This is a genomic window from Mesorhizobium sp. WSM4871 (assembly GCF_055811295.1).
This window is the reverse complement of the sequence record NZ_JBVVPU010000005.1, coordinates 315,298-336,641: the sequence shown is the minus strand read 5'-3', so window position 1 is coordinate 336,641 and position 21,344 is coordinate 315,298. Positions and strand designations below refer to the sequence as shown.

Here is a 21,344-nt window from a genome sequence, read left to right as displayed (position 1 = left end):
CCCCAACTATTTCCCCCTCTATACGTAGCGGAACACGCCGATGGCGTAGACCACGGAGAGAGCGAGAGCCCACCACAGATTGGGTCCGACAAGACCCAGCCAAGCGAGATGGATAAAGGCGCTGCCCAGCAGCGACAGGAAAAGACGGTCGCCGCGCGTCGTCTCGAAGCGGAGCACGCCGACCCGAGGATTGCCGCCCGGCGAGGCGTATTCCCAGATCGCCATGCCGCAGAGCAGCAGCAGGATCGTGATGAAAAAGATCGCTGTCGGCAGCGTCCATGCCATCCAGGAAAGGTTCATCGTCACACCCTCCCCAGGGCAAAGCCCTTGGCGATATAGTTGCGTACGAACCAGATCACGAGCGCGCCCGGAAGGATGGTGAGCACGCCGGCCGCGGCCAGCACGCCCCAGTCAAGGCCGGAGGCCGAGACCGTTCGCGTCATGATCGCGGCGATCGGCTTGGCGGCGGTCGTGGTCAAGGTTCGCGCGATCAAAAGCTCGACCCATGAGAACATGAAGCAGAAGAAGCAGGCGACGCCGATGCCGCTGGCGATCAGCGGCATGAATATCCTGAGGAAGAAGCGCGGGAAGGAATAGCCATCGATATAGGCCGTCTCGTCTATCTCCTTCGGCACGCCCGACATGAAGCCTTCGAGGATCCAGACCGCCAGCGGCACGTTGAACAGGCAGTGCGCCAGCGCCACCGCGATATGCGTGTCGATCAGGCCGAAGGCCGAGTAGAGCTGGAAGAACGGCAGCGCAAACACAGCCGGCGGCGCCATGCGGTTGGTCAGGAGCCAGAAGAACAAATGCTTGTCGCCGAGGAAGCGATAGCGCGAAAACGCATAAGCGGCGGGCAAAGCGACAGCGATCGAAATCACTGTGTTCATAACGACATAAATGATCGAGTTGATGTAGCCCTTGTACCAGGACGGATCGGTGAAGATGGTGACGTAGTTGCCGATCGTCGGCGCGTGTGGATAGAGCGTCAGCGACGACACGATCTCGCTGTTGGTCTTGAAACTCATGTTGATGAGCCAGTAGATCGGCAGCAGGAGAACGATGATGTAGACCGTCGGCACGATCCACCACCAGCGCGATTCCTCGCCGCGACGCCGCATCAGCCGGGCGATCTCATCCTGCGACATTGCGCTGGCTAGTCCTTCCGAGGCCGTCGTTTCGCTCACTCTGTCCTGCCTCGTCGTTCTTTCGTTGGCGCCGCTCATCTCAGCGCTCCGCGTCGTAGTTGGTCATCACGGTGTAGAACACCCATGACAGCAGAAGGATGATGAGGAAGTAGACCAGCGACATGGCTGCCGCCGGCCCGAGGTCGAACTGGCCGAGCGCCGTCTTGACGAGGTCGATCGACAGGAACGTCGTCGAGTTGCCGGGACCGCCGCCGGTGACGACGAAAGGCTCGGTGTAGATCATGAAACTATCCATGAAGCGCAGCAGCACGGCGATCAGAAGCACGCGCTTCATCTTCGGCAGCTGGATGTAGCGGAACACCGCCCAGCGCGACGCGCCGTCGATCTTGGCCGCCTGATAAAAGGCATCGGGAATCGAGACCAGTCCGGCGTAGCAGAGCAGCACGACGAGGCTTGTCCAGTGCCAGACATCCATGATGATGATGGTGATCCAGGCGTCGATCGGATCCTGGACATAGTTGTAGTCGATGCCGAGCGCATTGACGTAATAGCCGAAGAGGCCGATGTCGTTGCGGCCGAAAACCTGCCAGATCGTGCCGACGACATTCCACGGGATGAGCAGCGGCAGCGCCATCAGCACCAGGCAGACCGGCACCGCCCAACCCTTCTTCGGCATGTTGAGGGCGATGAAGATGCCGAGCGGCACCTCGATGGCCAGGATGATGAAGGAAAAGACCAGATTGCGGACCATCGCTTCCCAGAAGCGGTCGGAATGCAGCAGTTCCTCGAACCATTCCGTACCGGCCCAGAAGAAGACATTGTTGCCGAACGTGTCCTGCACCGAATAGTTGACGACGGTCATCAGCGGGATGACAGCCGAGAACGCCACCAGCACCAGCACCGGCAGCACCAGGAACCAGGCCTTGTTGTTCCAGGTCTTTTCCATCTACGCCCCCATCTCGACACGCCAGGAATCGGCATAGATGTTGATGCGGGCCGGATCGAAGCGCACCTTCGGCTCGGCCGGCACGGTCTCGTCCTCGCCGATGACGGCGGCGATCTCGCGGCCTTCGAGACTGGCGCGAACCACCTTGTGGCGGCCGACATCCTCGACCTTGCTGACCTTTACCGCCATGCCGTCGCGGCCAAGCCTGACATATTCGGGGCGGATGCCGAGCTCGATCGGGCCGGTTGCCGTCTGGGGCGCGCCGGGCAGTTCGATGCGCTGGCTGCCAAGCGTCGCCGTCTTGCCCTCGATCGCCACCGGCATGACGTTCATGCCGGGCGAGCCGATGAAATAGCCGACGAAGGTGTGGCGCGGCCGCTCGAACAGTTCGGCCGGCGTACCGATCTGCACGATCTCGCCCTCATACATGACGACGACCCTGTCGGCGAAAGTCAGCGCCTCGGTCTGGTCGTGCGTGACATAGACCATCGTGTAGCCGAAGCGGCGATGAAGCTGCTTCAATTGCGAGCGCAGCACCCACTTCATATGCGGGTCGATGACGGTCAGCGGCTCGTCGAACAGGATGGCGTTGACGTCCGAGCGCACCAGCCCGCGGCCGAGCGAGATCTTCTGTTTCTGGTCTGCGGTCAGTCCGCGCGCCTTCTTCCTGGCCCATGACGCCAGGTCGATCATGTCCAGCGTCTCGCGCACCTTGCGGTCGACATCGGCTTCCGGCACGCCGCGATTGCGCAGCGGGAAAGCCAGATTGTCGTAGACGGTCATGGTGTCGTAGATGACCGGGAACTGGAACACCTGGGCGATGTTGCGTTCCTGCGTCGACAAATTGGTCACGTCCTTGCCGTTGAACAGCAACTGGCCGTGCGAGGGATGCAGCAATCCCGAAATGATGTTGAGCAGCGTGGTCTTGCCGCAACCGGACGGCCCAAGCAGCGCGTAGGCGCTGCCATCCTCGAAGACCTGATGCACTTCCTTCAGCGCATAGTCCTTGTCCGACTTCGGATTGGGACCGTAGGCGTGGCGGATGTGGTTGCAGTCGATGCGCGCCATGTGCCCTCCTCCCTCAAGCCGCCAGCATCTGCGGTGCTGCCGCCGAGCGGCCGTTGGCGTCGAACACCATGATGTGGCGGGGGTCGATGAACACCTCGATGACCTGGTCCGGCTCGAACGCCAGGATGCCGTGCTCCAGCATCACCCAGCGCACATCGGCGAAGTCGAGATGCACGAAGCTTTCCGAACCGGTGATTTCGGTGATCGAGACCTTGGCTTTCACCGAAACCGCTGAAGGGCTTGGCCGCGCAAAAGAGAGATGGTGGGGCTGGAAGCCGATCGTGTAGCTCGTATCGGCAATGCCGGCGAGCTCAGCCGGCACCGGGAGGTTAACCCCACCATCAAGGAGGAAGCTCGAACCGCTTTTCTTCAGCACGATCGTGTTGAGCGGCGGATCGGCGAAGGTCTTGGCCGTGACCAGGTCGTTCGGCCTGCGGAAGACGTCGATCGTCGGCCCGAACTGGGTGATGCGGCCTTCGGAAAGCGTTGCCGTGTTGCCGCCGAGCAGCAACGCCTCGTGCGGTTCGGTCGTGGCATAGACGAAGATGGTCCCGGCCGCCGCGAAGATCTTTGGCAGTTCCGCGCGCAGTTCCTCGCGCAGCTTGTAGTCGAGATTGGCGAGCGGCTCGTCGAGCAGCACCAGGCTGGCGTTTTTGACGATGGCGCGCGCCAGCGCCGTGCGCTGCTGCTGGCCACCGGAGAGGCTGAGCGGCGTGCGCTCGAGATAGGGCGTCAGCTTGAGGAGCGCGGCGGCTTTGCGCACCTCGCTGTCGATCTTCGCCCGGTCAGCGCCAGCCACGCGCAGTGGCGAGGCGATGTTCTCGTAGACGGTCATCGCCGGATAGTTGATGAATTGCTGGTAGACCATGGCGACGTTGCGCTTCTGCACCGGCATGCCGGTGACATCCTTGCCGTCGAACCAGATCGACCCGGAGGCCGGCACGTCGAGGCCGGCCATCAGCCGCATCAGGCTGGTCTTGCCGGACAGCGTCGGCCCGAGCAGAACGTTGAGCGAGCCGTGCTGAAGCGTCAGCGACACGTCGCGTATATGCTCCGCCGCGCCCACCGTCTTGGTGACGTTTCTCAGTTCCAGCATGATGCCTCCTCCCAGGCTTTCTGCATCACTTGGCCATCCCTACTCGGCCGCCGCCACATGGCGTCGGCTTATTCCACGCATGAACTCCTCCAGCGCCGCCGCCTGTTCGCGGCTGAGATGCAGGCCACGCTTGGTCCTCCGCCACAAGACGTCGTCAGCGGTGACGGCCCACTCGTTCTGGGCGAGATAGCGCACCTCCGCCTCGTAGAGATCCGCGCCGAAGTGCCGGCCAAGATCGGCAGTCGACCTGGCCAACCCCAGCAGCATGCGCGCGCGGGTGCCGTAGAGCCGGGTCAGCCGGCGGGCCAGGCGCGCGTCGAGGAACGGATAGGCCGTTTTCAGTTTCGCCACTTCGGCGTCGAAGCCGGTAGCCGGGAAATCACCGCCCGGCAGCGGCGCGTTCGCCGTCCATGGCTTGCCACGTTTGCCGAGAAAATCCTCGATCTTGCCGAGCATCGATTCCGCCAGCCGGCGATAGGTGGTGATCTTGCCGCCGAACGCGTTCACGATCGGCGCAACGCCTTCGCCGCCATCCGCTTTCAGCACATAGTCGCGGGTGGCTTCCTGCGCCTTCGAGGCGCCGTCATCATAGAGCGGACGCACGGCTGAATAGGTCCAGACGATGTCGGAGCGCTTGACGGCCTGCGCGAAATATTCGCTAGCCGCGGCACAGAGATAGTCGATCTCGGTGTCGCTGATCTTCGCGTCATGGGGATCGCCGGGATAATCCTGGTCCGTAGTGCCGATCAGGGTGAATTCTTCCTCATAGGGAATGGCGAAGATGATCCGTCCATCCTTGTTCTGGAAGAAATAGGCGCGCGGGTCGTCGAACTTCTTGCCGATGACGATGTGGCTGCCCTGCACAAGGCGGACATTGTGCACGTCGTTCAAGCCGACCGTGCCGGACAGCACATGGTCGACCCACGGACCAGCGGCGTTGACCAGAAGCCGTGCCTTGACCTCCTCATGTTCGCCGGTGCGGATATCTTCCAGACGGATCGTCCAGAGGTCTCCGTCGCGGCGTGCACCGACAACCTTGGTGCGGGTCCGGATCGTGGCGCCCCGGTCGGCGGCGTCGCGAGCGTTCAACGCCACCAGCCGCGCATCGTTGACCCAGCCGTCCGAATATTCGAAGGCCTTTCGAAACAGCGGCTTCAATGGTTTGCCGGCCGGATCTCTTGCCATATCCAGCGTTCTCGTCGCCGGCAGCAATTTGCGCCCGCCAATGTGGTCGTAAAGAAAAAGGCCAAGCCTGATCAGCCAGGCCGGACGCAGGCCTTTTGCGTAAGGCAGCACGAAACGCATCGGCCAGATGATGTGCGGCGCATTCTTCCACAGCACCTCGCGCTCCATCAGGGCTTCGCGCACGAGACGGAACTCATAAAATTCGAGATAGCGCAAACCGCCATGAATCAGTTTGGTCGAGCCGGAGGAGGTTCCGCTCGCCAGATCGTTCATCTCGGCAAGGAAGACCGAAAAGCCGCGCCCAACGGCGTCACGGGCAATGCCGCAGCCATTGATGCCGCCACCGATGACGAAAATGTCATGGATCGGGGATGCCTCCACAAAGTCCTCCAACAATTTCGCATTGCAGCATTTTTGATCTTTTGCGAAACCGTAGCGGGATTATTTCGAAATGAGAACGAATGTCAAACGAAATATAAACGGCAACAAATTGCCGCAACGACATCCTCTAGGACAGCGACGTTTCGATCAGCTGAACCTCTGCCTCCTGGCAGATTTTGCGCACCGACGGAATGTCGCAGCGGTCGGTGATGAAGGTGTTGACCTGCGACAGATGGCCAATGCGAACCGGCGCCGTGCGCTCGAACTTGGTCTGGTCGGACACCAGGATGACGTGCCTTGCATTGGCTATGATCGCTTGCGCCACCTTCACCTCGCGAAAGTCGAAATCAAGCAGCGCCCCGTCATGATCGATCGCCGAGGCGCCGATCACCGCATAGTCGACCTTGAACTGCCGGATGAAATCGACTGCCGCCTCGCCGACCACGCCGCCGTCGGAACCTCGCACGACGCCGCCGGCGATCACCACCTCGATCGAAGGATATATGCGCATCCTGTTGGCAACATTAATATTATTGGTGATGACCATGAGGCCCGTATGATCGAGAAGCGCCTTGCTGACCGACTCTGTCGTGGTGCCGATGTTGATGAACAGCGAGGCGTTGTCAGGAATCAGTTTCGCCGCCGCAAGGCCGATCGCCTCCTTCTCATCGGCAGCGATCTTGCGCCGCGCCTCATATTCCATGTTCTCGATTCCGGACGGAAACAGCGCCCCGCCATGGATGCGGGAAAGCAGCCTTTGGTCGCACAGATCGTTGAGATCCTTGCGGATTGTCTGTGGCGTCACGTTGAAATGCGTTGCCAGATCGTCGACCAGCACACGGCCATGGTCCTTGGCCATCTGGATGATTTCGGCATGCCGTGGCGACAGATACATCGGTGAGCCTCTCTTTCGTTTTTCTTGTCAATAGACCAAAACGAAAGTGATGAAAAGGCACAAGCCGGCTAATGAAAATCTCAAGATTGCGAAAGCAACCTCGGCGCAACTCTCCGAGGCCAATCAAGCCAAGCCGCGGGCGATCTCCGTGATGGTTTCGAAGGCAGTGTCGATGTCCGCCGCCGTCGTCTCGAACTGGCCGACCTGAAAACGGATCGCGACATGCCCGTCCACGCGCGTCTGCGTCAGGTAGATGCGGCCATCGTCGTTGATCGCGTTGACCAGGCGAAGATTGTGTTCGTCGGCATCGCCGCCTTTAGCCGCTACGTGCCGGAACGAAAACAGCGACAGCATCGGCTCGGTGACGATCTCAAAATCCGGCTCTCCGGCCAACCGCGCGGCGAGACGTTCGCTCCAGGCAACATGGTTGCGGATCATGGTCCGCAGATTTTCCAGCCCATGGGCCCGTAGCAGGAACCACAATTTCAGTGCGCGAAAACGCCTGCCAAGCGGCACCGACCATTCGGAATAATTGATGATGCCATCACGCCCGTGCGTCTTCAGGAATTCGGGCTTGATCGCCAGCGTGCGAACGAGATCCTCCGGCTGGCGGATGAACTGAACCGAGCAGTCGAACTGCGCCCCCAGCCATTTATGCGGATTGAAGACGATGGAATCCGCTTGCTCGGCGCCAGCCCAGAAATGCCGGTATTCCGGGCAGATCATCGCCGACCCGGCCCAGGCCGCATCGACATGCAGGTAGAGCCCGTGGCGCCTGGCTACCGCGGCAACGCCGGCAACGTCATCCGTGCCGCCGGTGCTGGTGCCGCCGACGCTGGCGATGATGCCGGCCGGCAGCATGCCCGCCTCCCGGTCGGCGACGATTGCCGCTTCGAGGGCTGTGACATCCATGGCGCGAAAACGGCCGGCAACTGGGATGCGCACGAGGTTCTCCTCGCCGATGCCCGATACCCAGATCGCCCGGTCGATGGAGGTATGCACCTGGTCGGATGAATAGACGCGCAATGCCGGCTGGCCATGCAGGCCCTTCTTGTTGCCTTGCCAGTCGAGTGCGCGCTCGCGCATGGTGAGCACGGCCGCGAGCGTCGCCGACGACGCCGAATCTTGCATGACGCCGGAAAACCCTTCCGGCAGCCCAAGCGCCTGCCGCATCCAGTCGACGACCCGCGTCTCGAGTTCGGTCGCCGCCGGCGAGGTCTGCCAGAGCATGCATTGCGCCGCCATCGCCGAGACCAGGTACTCAGCCACCACCGAGACAGGAGCGGCATTGGCCGGGAAATAGGCAAAGAAGCGCGGATGCTGCCAGTGCGTCATGCCCGGCAGGATCTTGTGTTCGAAATCGGCGAATATTGCATCCATCGGTTCCGCCGCCTCGGGCGGCGAGGCTTCGATACTCCTGAAAATGTCGCCCGGCTCGACCAGCGGCCGCACCGGTCTTTCTCGCAACGTATCGCGATAGTCGGCGCCCCAATCGGCGGCGCGCCTCGACCATTGCCGGAAATCATCCTTGTTCATCGCACCTCCGGGAAATTATCCGAGCGCAGCCTGTATCGCCGCACGCCTGCGAAGAAGGTTGGCGCTATTCCCGAAAATCGGGCAGGCTCGCAAAGGCAGCCTTCAGCGCGTTCGACCAGCCGTCGGAGATCGTGCGGTAATATTGATCGTCCTGGGCTATCCGCTTCTTCAGGCTGATCTTGAAGGCGTCCTTTTCATAGAACAGCAGGTCGAGCGGCAGGCCGACCGACAGGTTCGATTTCAGCGTCGAGTCGAACGACACCAACAGCAGCTTCACCGTTTCGGCGAAACTCATCGTCCTTTCATAGGCACGGATGATGATCGGCTTGCCGTATTTGGTCTCGCCGATCTGGAAGAAGGGTGTGTCGTCGGTCGATTCGATGAAATTGCCCTCGGGATAGATCATGAACAGCCGCGGCTCACTGCCCTTGATCTGGCCGCCGAGGATGAAGGAAGCATTGAAATAGGAATCGGCCTTGTCGCCGGTAGGCGACGAATGGGCGATGACTTCCTTGACGGTGTCGCCGACCATGCGCACCGTCTGGTACATGGAAGGCGTTTCCAGCAGCGTCGCATGGCGATCGGCAATCGCCTTGGTGCGCTCGTCGAGCAGGCTGACCACGGCCTGCGTCGTCGCCAGGTTGCCGGCCGACATCAGGACGATGACGCGCTCGCCCGGTTCCTCCCAGACATGCATCTTCTTGAAGGTCGAGATCGAATCCATGCCGGCATTGGTGCGCGTGTCCGACATGAACACGAGCCCGCGATCGATCTTCAAGCCGACGCAATAGGTCATCGAATCTCTTTGGCAGCAATCTTGCCGGGAATTACTGCTCCACCGTGACGGTGACCGCAAGCTGTTCTTCCGCCTGTCCCAGCCGAATTCCCGATACGGGCGTGGCATCGCGGTAATCGCGGCCGGTCGCCACCTTTACATAGCGTTCGTCTGGAGAAATGCCGTTGGCCGCATCGAAGGCAACCCAGCCGAGCCCGAAAACATGCGCCTCGGCCCAGGCGTGGCTTGCCGCCTGTTCCACCGCCGCACCCAGCATCAGATAGCCGCTGACATAGCGGGCCGGGAACCCCATGGCGCGCGCGGCGGCGGCAAAAATGTGGGTGTGATCCTGGCAGACACCGGTCTTGAGCCCAAGCGCCTCCTCGGCCGGCGTCGCTGCGTTGGTCGTGCCAGGCGTATAGGCGACGCGCTCGCCAATCACGGCCATCAATCGGTGTAGTCTCTCGATATCGGTGCCCTCTCCGACCGATGCGGCGAGTTCGCGAATGCCGCTGCCAATCGCCGTCAACGGCGTTTCATGGCTGAACAGCCAGAGCGGCGCAAAACCCTGATGCGGCCCGGAAACGCCCGCGGTGTCGCGTGTCACCACCTCGCCTGATGCCTCGACGGTGATGAAATCGCGCTCGCCTTCGACGCTCAGCAGCCGTGTGTCATTGCCAAAATGGTCGGTGAAGCGCACTTCCTCGCGCGCGCCTTCGATCTGCAGGGCCCAGGACAAGACTGTCTGTGTGGATCCGCTGGCCGGAAAAAGCCGCAGCCGCTGCAGCAGATAGTGCACCGGCGCATCGTAGCGGTATTCGGTGCGATGGGTGATTTTGAGCCGCATGGGCGTCATTTTCCATTTGTAAGCATGATCCTGTCGGCAAACCGTCTCCACTTTGCCGGATCATGCTCAGTAAAACTTGTAATCCTGCGCGATCTCGTCGCCGAGCCTGGTGTTGTCGCGAATGAAATTGGCCAGGAATTCATGCAGGCCGGCGTCGAATATGTCCTTGATCGAGCCGGCCGTCAGCATGGCCTGGGTCTTGCCGGCCGTCGCATGACAGGCATGACGCTCGCCATAGTCGTCGCCAAGGAATTTCAGATGCTCGGTCAGGAAGCGATAACAGAAGGTCAGCGAGCGCGGCATGCGGACATTGAGGATCAGATAGTCGGCGATATTGGTCGGCTTGTAGTCGGCCTCGTAGACCCAGCGATAGGAGCGGTGCGCCGACACCGAGCGCAGGATCGACTCCCACTGGTAATTGTCCAGCGTCGAACCGACCCAGGAGATCGACGGCAACAGCACATAGTATTTCACGTCGAGGATGCGCGCCGTGTTGTCTGCGCGTTCGACATAGGTGCCGAGCTGCGAGAAATCGAAGATCTCGTTGCGCAGCATGGTGCCGTAGAACGAGCCGCGGATCAGCGCCGTCTCACGCTTAATGGCGTCGAGCACGCTGGGCAGGTCGCGCTCGTCGATCGGCCTGGCCAGCATCCGCTTCAGCGCCATCCAGGCTTCGTTGATGCTTTCCCAGGTCTCGCGCGTCAGCGCGGTGCGCACCATGCGGGCATTGCTGCGGGCCGTCTCGATCGACGACATCGTGCTCGATGGGTTCGACGTGTCCCTTAGCAGGAAGTCGGCGACGTTGGCAGCGGTGTACTCCTGGTGTTTCTGGGTGAAGGCAGCGTCCGAACCGGCGCTGAGCAGCACCGAATTCCACTCCTCCGAGGCGTTCTGGGTACGGGTCAGCGCCATGCGCAGCCCGGCATCGACCAGCCGCGCCATGTTTTCCGCCCGCTCGATATAGCGGTTCATCCAGTAGAGCCCGTTGGCGGTGCGGCCTAGAAGCATGTGGAGTTGCCCTTTGGGCTAGTGAGTAGCGAATAGTGAGCAGCGAACAGTAAGTGTTTGAATCTCAATGGAATATGGCATTCGCTGTCCCCTCTACTTCCACGACTGACTACTGACTATTCCCTACTCACTTACTCTAATCATCCAGCACCCAGGTGTCCTTGGTGCCGCCGCCCTGAGAGGAATTCACGACCAGCGAGCCTTCCTTGAGCGCCACACGCGTCAGCCCGCCGGGCACGATCTGGATGCGGTCGGAAACCAGCACGTAGGGCCTGAGATCGACATGGCGCGGCGACAGGCCCTTCTCCGTCAGGATCGGACAGGTCGACAGCGCCAGCGTCGGCTGGGCGATGTAATTCGACGGCTTCGCCTGGAGTTTCCTGGAAAAATCCTGACATTCCTTCTTGGTCGCCGCCGGCCCGACTAGCATGCCGTAGCCGCCGGAACCATGCACCTCCTTGATGACCAGTTCGTCGATGTGCTCGAGCACATATTTCAGGCTGTCCGGTTCCGAGCAGCGCCAGGTCGGGATGTTGCCGAGGATCGCCTTGCGGCCGGTGTAGAATTCGACGATCTCGGGCATGTAGGAGTAGATCGCCTTGTCATCGGCGATGCCGGTCCCTGGCGCGTTGGCGATGGTGATGTTGCCGGCGCGATAGACATCCATGATGCCGGGCACGCCAAGCGCGGAGTCCGGCCGGAAGGTCAGCGGATCGAGGAACGAATCGTCCACCCTTCGGTAAAGCACGTCGATCTGTTTGTAGCCCTCGGTGGTGCGCATCGCGACATGGCCGTCGACGACGCGCAGATCCTGTCCTTCGACCAGTTGCACGCCCATCTGGTCGGCGAGGAAGGCGTGTTCGAAATAGGCAGAGTTGTAGCTGCCTGGCGTCAGCACGGCGATGGTCGGCGTGCCTTTCGCGCTTTGCGGCCGCACCGCCGCCAGCGACTGGCGCAGGAGTTGCGGGTAGTTTTCGACAGGCCGCACCTTGATCTGCTGAAACAGCTCGGGAAAGAGCTGCATCATCGTCTCACGGTTCTCCAGCATGTAGGAGACGCCCGACGGCGTGCGCGCATTGTCCTCGAGCACATAGAATTCGTTTTCGCTGATGCGCACGATGTCGACGCCGATGATATGGGTGTAGACGCCGGCCGGTGGCCTGACCCCGATCATCTCCGGCAGGAACGCTTCGTTCCTGGCGATCAGTTCCTTGGGAACGCGGCCTGCGCGCAAGATCTCCTGGCGATGATAGATGTCGTCGAGGAAGGCGTTCAGCGCCTGCACGCGTTGCTCGATGCCTTGCGTCAGCCGCCGCCATTCGTTGCCGGAAATGATGCGTGGAACGATATCGAAGGGGATAAGGCGTTCGGATGCTTCCTGCTCGCCATAGACTGCGAAGGTGATGCCGGTCTTGCGAAAAACGCGTTCGGCGTCCTGCATCTTCTCGGTAAGTCTGGCCGGGTCCTGCTCCTTCAGCCAGCGATCGTAAGCCGAATATGGTTTTCTCAACCCGGAAACTTCCGGAAGCATTTCATCAAACGCTGCCAATCGCATACTCCCCTGTGACGCCATTTCACTGGCCCCGCCGGAGAAAATCAAGCGCAATCGGCGATTTCAGGGGTGTCGGCGATCAGTATGTCATCGCTGCCTAAAATTAGGGCAGCAACAATGTGGCTGTATCAGGGGTTTGCCTTCTTAGAAGGCGCGGAAGGTGACGACCGTGAACGTGTCCTTGATGCCGGGTAGAATCTGCACCTTCTCGTTGACGAAGTGGCCGATGTCCTCCTCGTCGTCGACATAGAATTTGGCGAGCAGATCGTAATTGCCGGCGGTCGAATAGATTTCCGAGGCGATCTCGGCATCGGCGAGCGCACTGGCGACCTCATAGGCCTTGCCCAGATCGCACTTTATCTGCACGAAAAATGCCTTCATTGCCCAGTCCTGCTCAGCCCCACCTCCAGCGCCGCGCGTCCATTTGGACGCGCAAAGGACGCTGTAGCACTTTGATTGCGCATGATCCTTTCCGAAAATCGATTTCGATTTTCGGGGTCATGTGCACAAGCGGCCCTTGTGGCAGACTGCCGCCCGGCTTTCAAGCATGAGGGCGCGCTAAGGCCGCCCTCGCCTGAGTTCCGCATATGAGACGCTGAATGTTAGCCGTCGCTGAAACCATGAACCGCCGTCAAGCGTATGGTATGCTGAGCGTCTTCGGACGGCTCCTCAGGGGACAATGGAGACAGGCCATGCGCCGCGCGGTTTTCGCATTCGCAATCGTTCCATTCATTTTCGCGCTCCCAGCCTTAGCCGGCGATGCCGAGATCAAGGCAGGTCAAGCAATCATCGACGGGCAATTGAAGGCTTTCATGGCCGATGACGGCGCTGCCGCCTACAGCTTCGCCGCGCCGAATGTGAAACGCATCTTTCCGACCGTCGACACCTTCATGAACATGGTGACCAATGGCTATGCGCCGGTGCGCAAGCCACGGACCTATTCTTTCGGCAAGGTGCAGGAAATGAGCCCGACATCGATTATCCAGCAGGTGCTGATCATCGGACCGGACGGCAAGGACTACGAGGCCGTCTATACGCTCGAGCAGCAGCCCGACGGCACCTACCGGATAACCGGCTGCAGCCTGCGCGCATCCAATGCGCTGAGCACCTGAACGCTCGGTCACATCGCTGGAATATCGCCCCTCATCCAGCCTTCGGAAATTTCAGCGGCTCGCGCGTCGAACGCGCCGGCCTCGATAGCGGCGCGAATGTCCTGCATCAGCTTCTGATAGTAGGAAAGATTGTTCCAGGTCAGCAGCATCGCCCCCAGCGCTTCTTGCGAACGCACCAGATGGTGCAGATAGGCACGCGAATAATCCAGCGCCGCCGGGCAGTCGCTGTCCTCGTCCAGCGGGCGTGGATCGTCGGCATGGCGGGCGTTGCGCAGATTGACCTTGCCACGCCGTGTATAGGCGAGGCCGTGGCGGCCGGCGCGCGTCGGCATGACGCAATCGAACATGTCGATGCCACGCGCCACCGATTTCAATATGTCGTCCGGCGTGCCGACGCCCATGAGATAGCGCGGCCTGTCCGCCGGCAGTTCCGGACAGGTGATGTCGAGCATGTCGAGCATTACCGCTTGCGGTTCGCCGACGGCCAGCCCGCCGACGGCGTAACCCTTCAGATCCATCGCCTTCAGCGCTTGCGCCGAACGCAACCGCAAATCAGGCACATCGCCGCCTTGCACGATGCCGAACATCGCCTTGCCCGGTTGGTCGCCGAACGCCGACTTGCAACGCTCGGCCCAGCGCAGCGACAATTCCATGGCGCGCTCGATTTCCTTCTTCTCGGCCGGCAGTGCAGTGCATTCGTCGAGCTGCATCTGGATGTCGGAATCGAGCAGCCCCTGGATCTCGATCGAGCGTTCGGGCGACATCTCAAAGGCGGCGCCATCGATATGAGAGCGGAAGGTGACGCCTTTTTCCGTGAGTTTCCTCAGCTTCGACAGCGACATCACCTGGAAGCCGCCGCTGTCGGTCAGGATCGGATGCGGCCAGCGGGCGAATTCATGCAGGCCGCCGAGCTTCGCCACGCGCTCTGCGCCGGGCCTCAGCATCAGATGATAGGTGTTGCCAAGGATGATGTCCGAGCCGACGCCACGCACCTGATCCATATACATCGCCTTCACCGTGCCGCCGGTGCCGACCGGCATGAAGGCCGGCGTGCGGATTTCACCGCGCGGCATGGTGATCGCACCGCGCCGCGCTCTGCCGTCGGTCGCCGATACCTTGAAGGTGAACTCTCTAGTCATTAGTCATTGAATTCCTTGTCATGCACCGGCGCATTCGGGGCCTGCCTGTCCAGCGATTGCCGGTAGCGGATGCAGCCGCGCATGAATTTCGGCCAGGGCGGCACGGCCACAGCCGGCTCGGCCCTTTCCGGCAACAGGTCCCAGAGATCGGGATGATGCCAGCACAGATCATGGCCGGTGGCATCGCGGTGGGTGCGAATGCCGGCACGCAATTTCCTGACCTCGGCGATCAAGGCGTCGCGATCGAAGGTTTCCAGATCATCGTCCATCGTTCTCCTCCCTGAACAGAAGACTTGCGTCTCCATAGGAATAGAACCTGTAACGGGTCTCGATGGCATGCGCATACGCCGCGCGCATCGTTTCGAGCCCCGAGAAGGCCGAAACCAGCATGAACAGCGTCGAACGCGGCAGATGGAAATTGGTCATCAGCATGTCGGCTGTCTTGAAGCGGTAGCCGGGCGTGATGAAAATGTCGGTCGGCCCCGACCAGGCGGCGAGCCGGCCATTCGGGCTTGCCGCACTTTCCAGCAGGCGCAGCGAGGTCGTGCCTACGGCGATGATGCGCCCGCCCCTCGCCTTCGCGGCGTTCAGCGCCTCGGCTGTTTCCGGGCTGACGGAGCCGGTCTCGGCATGCATCTTGTGGTCGGCGGTGTCGTCGGCTTTCACTGGCAGGAAGGTGCCGGCGCCGACATGCAAGGTGACGAAACGGCGCTCGATGCCCTTCGCGTCGAGCGCGACGAACAGCTCCGGCGTGAAATGCAGGCCGGCCGTCGGGGCGGCTACCGCCCCCTCCTCCCTTGCATAGATGGTCTGGTAGTCGCCGCGGTCGCGCTCATCGTCGTCACGCTTCGACGCAATATAGGGTGGCAGCGGGATATGGCCGACAGCGTGCAGTGCCTCGTCGAGGAACGGACCGGAAAGGTCGAAGCCGAGCAGCACCTCACCGCCGTCGCCTTTCTCGATCACCGTGGCGTCGAGCTGGCCGAGAAAGCAGGAATTGCCGTCATGACCGAAATGAATGCGGTCGCCAGCGGCGACGCGCTTGCCCGGCCGCATGAAAGCCAGCCACCGGTCCGGCGCGGTGCGCATATGCAGCGTCGCTTCCACTTGCGCCACCGCCTCGCCGCGCCGCCTGATGCCTTTCAGTTGCGCGGGAATGACTTTGGTGTCGTTGAAGACCAGGACATCGCCGCGCTTCAGCAAGGATGGCAGATCGCGCACCGACCGGTCCTCAAGCCCTTCGCGTGGCCTGACCACCAGCATCCTGGCGCTGTCGCGCGGTTCGGCCGGGCGAAGCGCGATGCGCTCCTCCGGCAGTTCGAAATCGAAAAGATCGACGCGCAAGAATTCCCCGCCTCAAGGTTCAGGGCAGGTCACCGCCCAGGCGCCAACACCTTCTACGCTCAGCGTACCGCCCATAGCCGTGCTGGATTGTTCGCTGGCCTTGACCAGCCGCAATCTGGCGACGATCGAACTGATGGCTTCATCGGTGAGGTCGATCAGCATGCGCTGATCGTCCTCGAATGCCTGTCCAACGACGATTTTCGTCGAGCCCGGCTGCCCGTCCGTGGTCCATGTCTTGCCGCCGGCATCCAGCCATACACGCGCGACGGCGATGACGGCGGTGTGTCCCAGCAGGACGTCGATCGACGCAGCGCCGCCCTCGGCACTGCAAACGATCGATTCTGTAGCGAGCGCCGGCGTGGCTGCAGCAGCAAACATCAGCGTGACTGCTGCGACAGCCCGGCAACTCATTTTACGTCGGCCGCAACCTTCAGCGACACGATCTTGTCGGGATCCTGCACCGGCTCGCCGCGCTTGATCTTGTCGACATTGTCCATGCCCTCGATCACCTGGCCCCAGACTGTGTACTGGCGGTTGAGGAAGGCGGCGTCGTCGAAGCAGATGAAGAACTGCGAATTGGCCGAGTTCGGGTTCTGCGAACGCGCCATAGAGCAGGTGCCGCGAGCGTGGTTGGCGTTGGAGAATTCCGCCTTCAGGTCGGGTTTTTCCGAGCCACCCATGCCCGCGCGGGCCGGCGCAAAAGTCGGTTTGCTGGAATTGCCGAACTTGACGTCGCCGGTTTGCGCCATGAAACCGTCGATGACGCGGTGGAACACCACGCCGTCATAGGCGCCTTCGCGCGCCAGTTCCTTGATGCGGCCGACATGGCCGGGCGCCAAATCGGGGAAAAGTTCGATGACGACCTTGCCCTTGGTCGTTTCCATGATGAGCGCGTTCTCGCGGTCCTTGATCTCGGCCATGTCAGATATCCTTTTGAAAAACAGACTTATTTGACAATTTTACTTGTCCGCGGCGATGCGCACCTTGATCATCCGGTCGGGGTCGCTGACCGTGCCATTGTTCGCCTCGTCGCCCTTCTTGATATTGTCCACCAGTTCCATGCCGCTGACGACATTGCCGACGATGGTGTACTGGCCATCGAGCGGCGGCGCCGGCGCGAACATGATGAAGAACTGCGAATTCGCGGAATTCGGGTGCTGTGAACGGGCCATGCCGACCACGCCGCGCTCATAGTGCTCGGTCTTGGAGAATTCGGCCGGCAGATCGGGAAGATCGGAACCACCGGTACCGACAGCATCGGCATTGAAGCCGCTCTTCATGTTGCCGAACTTGACGTCGCCGGTCTGCGCCATGAAGCCGTCGATGACGCGGTGGAAGGTGACATTGTCGTAGGCGCCCTGGCGCACCAGCTTCTTGATCTGCGCGACATGCTTGGGCGCGAGATCAGGCCTCAGCGCTACGGTCACGTCGCCGTCCTTCAGCGTGATGATCATGGTGTTTTCCGGATCGGCAGCGAAGGCCGAAACCGACGCGGTCACAAGACCGGCAAGCACGATGAGGAACGAGGCGAGCTTTTTCAGCTGCATTGGATGATCTCCGAAAATCTATTTCGCGAATTTGGCGGTGAGCGCACCGGCCACGGCCGCCGGCACGAAGGGGCGGATGTCGCCCCCCATCGAGGCTATCTGGCGGACAAGTGTGGCGGTAATGGTTCGCACCGAAGGGCTGGCCGGCAGAAAAACCGTCTGCAGTTCCGGCGCCATGGTCTCGTTCATGCCGGCCATCTGCATCTCATAGTCGAGATCGGTGCCGTCGCGCAGGCCGCGGATCATGATCGAAGCTCCATGCTTCCTGGCAGCGTCGATGACCAGCCCGTCGAAGGCGACGACTTTGATGCGGGCGCCGTCGCGGCCGAATTCCGCCTTTGCACTCTCGATCAGCGTCACCCGTTCCTCGAAGGAAAACAGTGGCTTCTTGCCGGGATGGATGCCGATCGCCGCATAGACAATGTCGGCCACGGCCAGCGACGCTTTCAGCACGTCGAGATGGCCGTTGGTGAGCGGATCGAAGGAGCCGGCATAAAGGGCGATGCGTTCGGTCATGGCAGGCTTCTAGCGGGCACACGGGCGGAAGGCAAATCCGATTGATTGATGCAACGTACGTGAACCTTTTCGCGGACATGAACGACAGATGAATGCGTTGATCACGAACGCTTCACGCAGCGTTCACTAGGTTGCAGCTTCAGAAGATGAAACCAAATCCCCATTTAACCGTTGTTAGGCGCAGGAGAACACGCACATGCTGATCTACATGCTAGCCACCGCAATGACCGTCGCCATGCTGATCGCCACCGTATTTGGGCTGCATCAGGAGGCGGACCGCGTTCGCGCAAAGGCCAACACCAAGCGTTTTGAAGGCTTCGGTGTGCGAAAACCCTACAGACACTTCTAAGTCACGTACCCACAGATTGCATTCGCGCCGGCCGTGGGTCGGCGCCGCCGTTTCAAGGCCTATTCGGTGGTGTCCGTACCAGCGTCCTCGACGCTGCCATTCGACCCGACCTCGACGTTCTCTTCGACTTCCTCGTCCGATTGCGGTTCCGAAATCCGCTCCACCGACACGACTTTCTCGCCTTCGGCGGTATTGAAGATGGTCACACCCTTGGTGGCGCGGCTGGCGAAACGGATATCGTGGACCGGCACGCGAATGACGGTGCCGCCATCCGAAACCAGCATGATCTGGTCGTCATTGCCGACCGGGAAGGTCGCCACCAGGCGGCCGATCTCTGCCGTCTTCGACACATCGGTGGCGCGGATGCCCTTGCCGCCGCGTCCCGTCAGCCGGAAATCATAGGACGACGAGCGCTTGCCATACCCATATTCCGTCACCGTCAGCACGAACTGCTCATGCGCCTTCAGGAACTCGTAGCGTTCGTCGGAAAGCTCCGTCTCCTCGCCGACCTCCTCATTGGTGAGCTGGATGTCTTCCTCCTCGCCGGCCGCGATATCGGCGGCGAGCCGCCGTTCGGCCACCACCCGCTTGAGATAGGCAGCGCGCTCGGCCGGCGGCGCGTCGACATGTTCGATCACCGCCATCGAGATCACCCTGTCGCTGTCGGCCATGGCGATGCCGCGCACGCCGACCGAATTGCGGCTCTGGAACACACGCACGTCGCTGACCGAAAAGCGGATGCACTGGCCGGAACTTGCGGTCAAAAGCACGTCGTCATTGTCTGTACAGGTCTCGACGCCGAGGATTTCGTCGCCTTCCTCCTCCAGCTTCATGGCGATCTTGCCATTGCGGTTGACCTGGACAAAGTCCGACAGCTTGTTGCGGCGCACGGTGCCGCGCGTGGTAGCGAACATCACATCGAGCTCGCCCCAGCTCGTTTCGTCCTCGGGCAGCGGCATGATCGTGGTGATGCGCTCTCCCTGTTCCAGGGGCAGCATGTTGATCAGCGCCTTGCCGCGTGACTGCGGGTTGCCGATCGGCAAGCGCCACACCTTTTCCTTGTAGACGATGCCGCGCGAGGAGAAGAACAGCACCGGCGTATGCGTGTTGGCGACGAACAGCCTTGTGACGAAATCCTCTTCCTTGGTCGACATGCCGGAGCGGCCCTTGCCGCCACGGCGCTGCGCCCGGTAGAGCGACAGCGGCACGCGCTTGATGTAGCCGGAATGGCTAACCGTCACGACCATGTCCTCGCGCTGGATCAGGTCCTCGTCTTCCATATCCGCCCCACCGTCGGTGAGCTCGGTGCGGCGCGGCGTGCCGAACTCGTCGCGCACGGCGATGAGCTCATCCTTGACGATCTGCTGGATGCGGGCGCGGGACGACAAAATGTCAAGATAATCGACAATTTCGGCGCCGATCGTGTTCAATTCGTCGGCGATCTCGTCGCGGCCGAGCGCGGTCAGGCGCTGCAGGCGCAGTTCGAGGATGGCGCGGGCCTGCTCCTCCGACAGATTATAGGTGCCGTCCTCGTTGATGCGATGGCGCGGATCGTCGATCAGGAGGATCAGCGATTCGACGTCGCCCGAGGGCCAGCGCCGTTCCATCAACTGCTCGCGCGCCGTCTGCGGATCCGGCGCGGTGCGGATGAGCTTGATCACCTCGTCGATATTGGCGACGGCGATGGCCAAACCGACCAGCACATGGGCGCGGTCGCGCGCCTTGCGCAGCAGGAATTTCGTACGCCGGCTGATCACCTCCTCGCGGAAGGAGACAAACGCCTTCAGCATATCGATCAGCGTCAGCACTTCCGGCTTGCCGCCGTTGAGCGCCACCATGTTGGCGCCGAAGGACGTCTGCAGCGGCGTGAAGCGATAGAGCTGATTGAGGATGACGTCGGCGACCGCGTCGCGCTTCAGTTCGATGACGACGCGGTAGCCCTGGCGATCGCTCTCGTCGCGGATGTCGGAAATGCCTTCGATGCGCTTGTCGCGCACCAGTTCGGCCATTTTCTCGATCATCGAGGCCTTGTTCACCTGGTAGGGAACCTCGGTGATGACGATCGATTCACGGTCGTTGCCGCGCTGCTCGACATTGACGCGGCCGCGCATGACGATAGAGCCGCGACCGGTCGAATAAGCACTGTAGATGCCGGAACGGCCAAGCACGATGCCGCCGGTCGGGAAATCCGGTCCCGGGATGATCTCCATCAGCGCCGGCAGATCGATCGCCGGATTGTCGATGATGGCGATGGCGCCGTTGCAGACTTCGGCGAGGTTGTGCGGCGGGATGTTGGTGGCCATGCCGACGGCAATGCCGCCGGAACCGTTGACCAGAAGGTTGGGGAAGCGAGCCGGCAGCACCTTCGGCTCGGTATCAGAGGCGTCGTAAGTATCCTGGAAATCGACGGTTTCCTTGTCGATATCCTCCAGCAATTCATGCGCGACCTTGGTCAGCCGCGACTCGGTGTAACGCATCGCCGCCGGCGGATCGCCGTCGATCGAACCGAAATTGCCCTGCCCGTCGATCAGCGGCACGCGCAGCGACCAGTCCTGCGCCATGCGGACCAAGGCGTCGTAGATGGAGGCGTCGCCATGCGGATGGTATTTACCCATCACGTCGGCGACCGGGCGGGCCGACTTCACATATTTGCGGTTCCAGTGGTAGCCGCTCTCATGGGCGGCGTAGAGAATACGCCGATGCACCGGCTTCAGGCCATCGCGCACGTCGGGCAGCGCACGGCTGACGATCACGCTCATGGCGTAATCGAGGTAGGAGCGCTGCATCTCCTCAATGATGGATATCGGCTCTATGCCGGTCGGGCCGCCATCGGCGCCGCGCGGTGGTTTCTGGTCGGTCAAATCAGGTCACAATCCAGTCGGGAATCACTGGCTGCTTAT

General features: G+C 61.4%; 23 protein-coding genes. 2 read left to right on the top strand and 21 right to left on the bottom strand.

From position 1 onward, the window contains the following. Window positions 1–18 precede the first annotated feature (18 nt). The 13 genes from AC0L2H_RS13380 to AC0L2H_RS13320 all read right to left on the bottom strand — a co-directional run bounded on the left by AC0L2H_RS13380 (window position 19) and on the right by AC0L2H_RS13320 (window position 12,818). Complete coding sequence (locus AC0L2H_RS13380; RefSeq protein ID WP_107647646.1) at window positions 19–300, bottom strand: DUF2160 domain-containing protein; 282 nt, start codon at window positions 298–300, stop codon at window positions 19–21. Window positions 301–302: 2 nt separating this feature from the next. After that, the gene (locus AC0L2H_RS13375) at window positions 303–1,226 is read right to left on the bottom strand and encodes a carbohydrate ABC transporter permease (protein WP_473590654.1); all 924 of its coding nucleotides are present in this window, start codon (window positions 1,224–1,226) and stop codon (window positions 303–305) included. 1 nt (window position 1,227) lies between these two features. Beyond that, on the bottom strand, window positions 1,228–2,094 hold the full coding sequence (locus AC0L2H_RS13370; RefSeq protein WP_473590653.1) for a carbohydrate ABC transporter permease: 867 nt from the start codon (window positions 2,092–2,094) through the stop codon (window positions 1,228–1,230). After that, window positions 2,095–3,162 (bottom strand): ABC transporter ATP-binding protein, encoded by a 1,068-nt coding sequence (locus AC0L2H_RS13365; protein ID WP_473590652.1) that lies wholly within the window; start codon window positions 3,160–3,162, stop codon window positions 2,095–2,097. It abuts the gene before it with no gap. Window positions 3,163–3,175: 13 nt separating this feature from the next. Continuing rightward, complete coding sequence (locus tag AC0L2H_RS13360; RefSeq protein ID WP_473590651.1) at window positions 3,176–4,258, bottom strand: ABC transporter ATP-binding protein; 1,083 nt, start codon at window positions 4,256–4,258, stop codon at window positions 3,176–3,178. A gap of 39 nt (window positions 4,259–4,297) precedes the next feature. Then, complete coding sequence (gene glpD, locus AC0L2H_RS13355; RefSeq protein ID WP_473590650.1) at window positions 4,298–5,824, bottom strand: glycerol-3-phosphate dehydrogenase; 1,527 nt, start codon at window positions 5,822–5,824, stop codon at window positions 4,298–4,300. 127 nt (window positions 5,825–5,951) lie between these two features. Continuing rightward, window positions 5,952–6,719 (bottom strand): DeoR/GlpR family DNA-binding transcription regulator, encoded by a 768-nt coding sequence (locus AC0L2H_RS13350; RefSeq protein ID WP_473590649.1) that lies wholly within the window; start codon window positions 6,717–6,719, stop codon window positions 5,952–5,954. Window positions 6,720–6,842: 123 nt separating this feature from the next. After that, window positions 6,843–8,255 carry a pyridoxal phosphate-dependent decarboxylase family protein gene (locus AC0L2H_RS13345; RefSeq protein WP_473590648.1) on the bottom strand — a complete coding sequence of 471 codons (1,413 nt, stop codon included), beginning with the start codon at window positions 8,253–8,255 and terminating at the stop codon, window positions 6,843–6,845. A 64-nt stretch (window positions 8,256–8,319) separates the two neighbouring features. Next, complete coding sequence (locus AC0L2H_RS13340; protein ID WP_107647640.1) at window positions 8,320–9,051, bottom strand: proteasome-type protease; 732 nt, start codon at window positions 9,049–9,051, stop codon at window positions 8,320–8,322. A 31-nt stretch (window positions 9,052–9,082) separates the two neighbouring features. After that, on the bottom strand, window positions 9,083–9,877 hold the full coding sequence (locus tag AC0L2H_RS13335) for a transglutaminase family protein (protein WP_473590647.1): 795 nt from the start codon (window positions 9,875–9,877) through the stop codon (window positions 9,083–9,085). Between the two features lie 66 nt (window positions 9,878–9,943). Beyond that, window positions 9,944–10,885 (bottom strand): alpha-E domain-containing protein, encoded by a 942-nt coding sequence (locus tag AC0L2H_RS13330; protein WP_473590646.1) that lies wholly within the window; start codon window positions 10,883–10,885, stop codon window positions 9,944–9,946. A gap of 136 nt (window positions 10,886–11,021) precedes the next feature. Next, window positions 11,022–12,434 carry a circularly permuted type 2 ATP-grasp protein gene (locus tag AC0L2H_RS13325; protein ID WP_473590645.1) on the bottom strand — a complete coding sequence of 471 codons (1,413 nt, stop codon included), beginning with the start codon at window positions 12,432–12,434 and terminating at the stop codon, window positions 11,022–11,024. Between the two features lie 147 nt (window positions 12,435–12,581). After that, window positions 12,582–12,818, bottom strand: a complete 237-nt coding sequence (locus tag AC0L2H_RS13320) for an Lrp/AsnC family transcriptional regulator (protein WP_006334738.1) — start codon at window positions 12,816–12,818, stop codon at window positions 12,582–12,584. Between the two features lie 311 nt (window positions 12,819–13,129). Between AC0L2H_RS13320 and AC0L2H_RS13315 the strand changes: the two genes are divergently transcribed. Next, window positions 13,130–13,549: a DUF4864 domain-containing protein gene (locus AC0L2H_RS13315; protein ID WP_473590644.1), complete on the top strand. Its 420-nt coding sequence runs from the start codon at window positions 13,130–13,132 to the stop codon at window positions 13,547–13,549. Between the two features lie 8 nt (window positions 13,550–13,557). Here the strand turns inward: AC0L2H_RS13315 and tgt are convergent, their stop codons facing one another. The 7 genes from tgt to coaD form a co-directional block, all read right to left on the bottom strand. Beyond that, a complete protein-coding gene (gene tgt / locus AC0L2H_RS13310) occupies window positions 13,558–14,688 on the bottom strand; it encodes a tRNA guanosine(34) transglycosylase Tgt (protein ID WP_473590643.1) in 1,131 nt (376 codons plus the stop codon). Then, a complete protein-coding gene (locus tag AC0L2H_RS13305) occupies window positions 14,688–14,957 on the bottom strand; it encodes a hypothetical protein (protein ID WP_473590642.1) in 270 nt (89 codons plus the stop codon). The genes tgt and AC0L2H_RS13305 overlap by 1 nt, the downstream gene beginning before the upstream one ends. Further along, a complete protein-coding gene (gene queA, locus AC0L2H_RS13300; RefSeq protein WP_473590641.1) occupies window positions 14,947–16,032 on the bottom strand; it encodes a tRNA preQ1(34) S-adenosylmethionine ribosyltransferase-isomerase QueA in 1,086 nt (361 codons plus the stop codon). Before queA ends, AC0L2H_RS13305 begins: the two co-directional genes overlap by 11 nt. A gap of 12 nt (window positions 16,033–16,044) precedes the next feature. Then, on the bottom strand, window positions 16,045–16,410 hold the full coding sequence (locus tag AC0L2H_RS13295) for a hypothetical protein (RefSeq protein ID WP_107647632.1): 366 nt from the start codon (window positions 16,408–16,410) through the stop codon (window positions 16,045–16,047). Window positions 16,411–16,439: 29 nt separating this feature from the next. After that, a complete protein-coding gene (locus tag AC0L2H_RS13290) occupies window positions 16,440–16,952 on the bottom strand; it encodes a peptidylprolyl isomerase (protein ID WP_107647631.1) in 513 nt (170 codons plus the stop codon). A 39-nt stretch (window positions 16,953–16,991) separates the two neighbouring features. After that, entirely contained in the window at window positions 16,992–17,486 is a 495-nt protein-coding gene (locus tag AC0L2H_RS13285; protein WP_473590725.1) for a peptidylprolyl isomerase, read from the bottom strand. A 111-nt stretch (window positions 17,487–17,597) separates the two neighbouring features. Beyond that, complete coding sequence (gene coaD, locus AC0L2H_RS13280; protein WP_473590640.1) at window positions 17,598–18,095, bottom strand: pantetheine-phosphate adenylyltransferase; 498 nt, start codon at window positions 18,093–18,095, stop codon at window positions 17,598–17,600. A gap of 196 nt (window positions 18,096–18,291) precedes the next feature. Between coaD and AC0L2H_RS13275 the strand changes: the two genes are divergently transcribed. Beyond that, window positions 18,292–18,444, top strand: coding sequence for a hypothetical protein (locus AC0L2H_RS13275; RefSeq protein WP_107647628.1), 153 nt, complete (start codon window positions 18,292–18,294; stop codon window positions 18,442–18,444). Between the two features lie 59 nt (window positions 18,445–18,503). Here AC0L2H_RS13275 and gyrA read toward each other — a convergent pair whose 3' ends face one another. Beyond that, complete coding sequence (gene gyrA / locus AC0L2H_RS13270; RefSeq protein WP_473590639.1) at window positions 18,504–21,305, bottom strand: DNA gyrase subunit A; 2,802 nt, start codon at window positions 21,303–21,305, stop codon at window positions 18,504–18,506. Window positions 21,306–21,344: the final 39 nt, after the last annotated feature.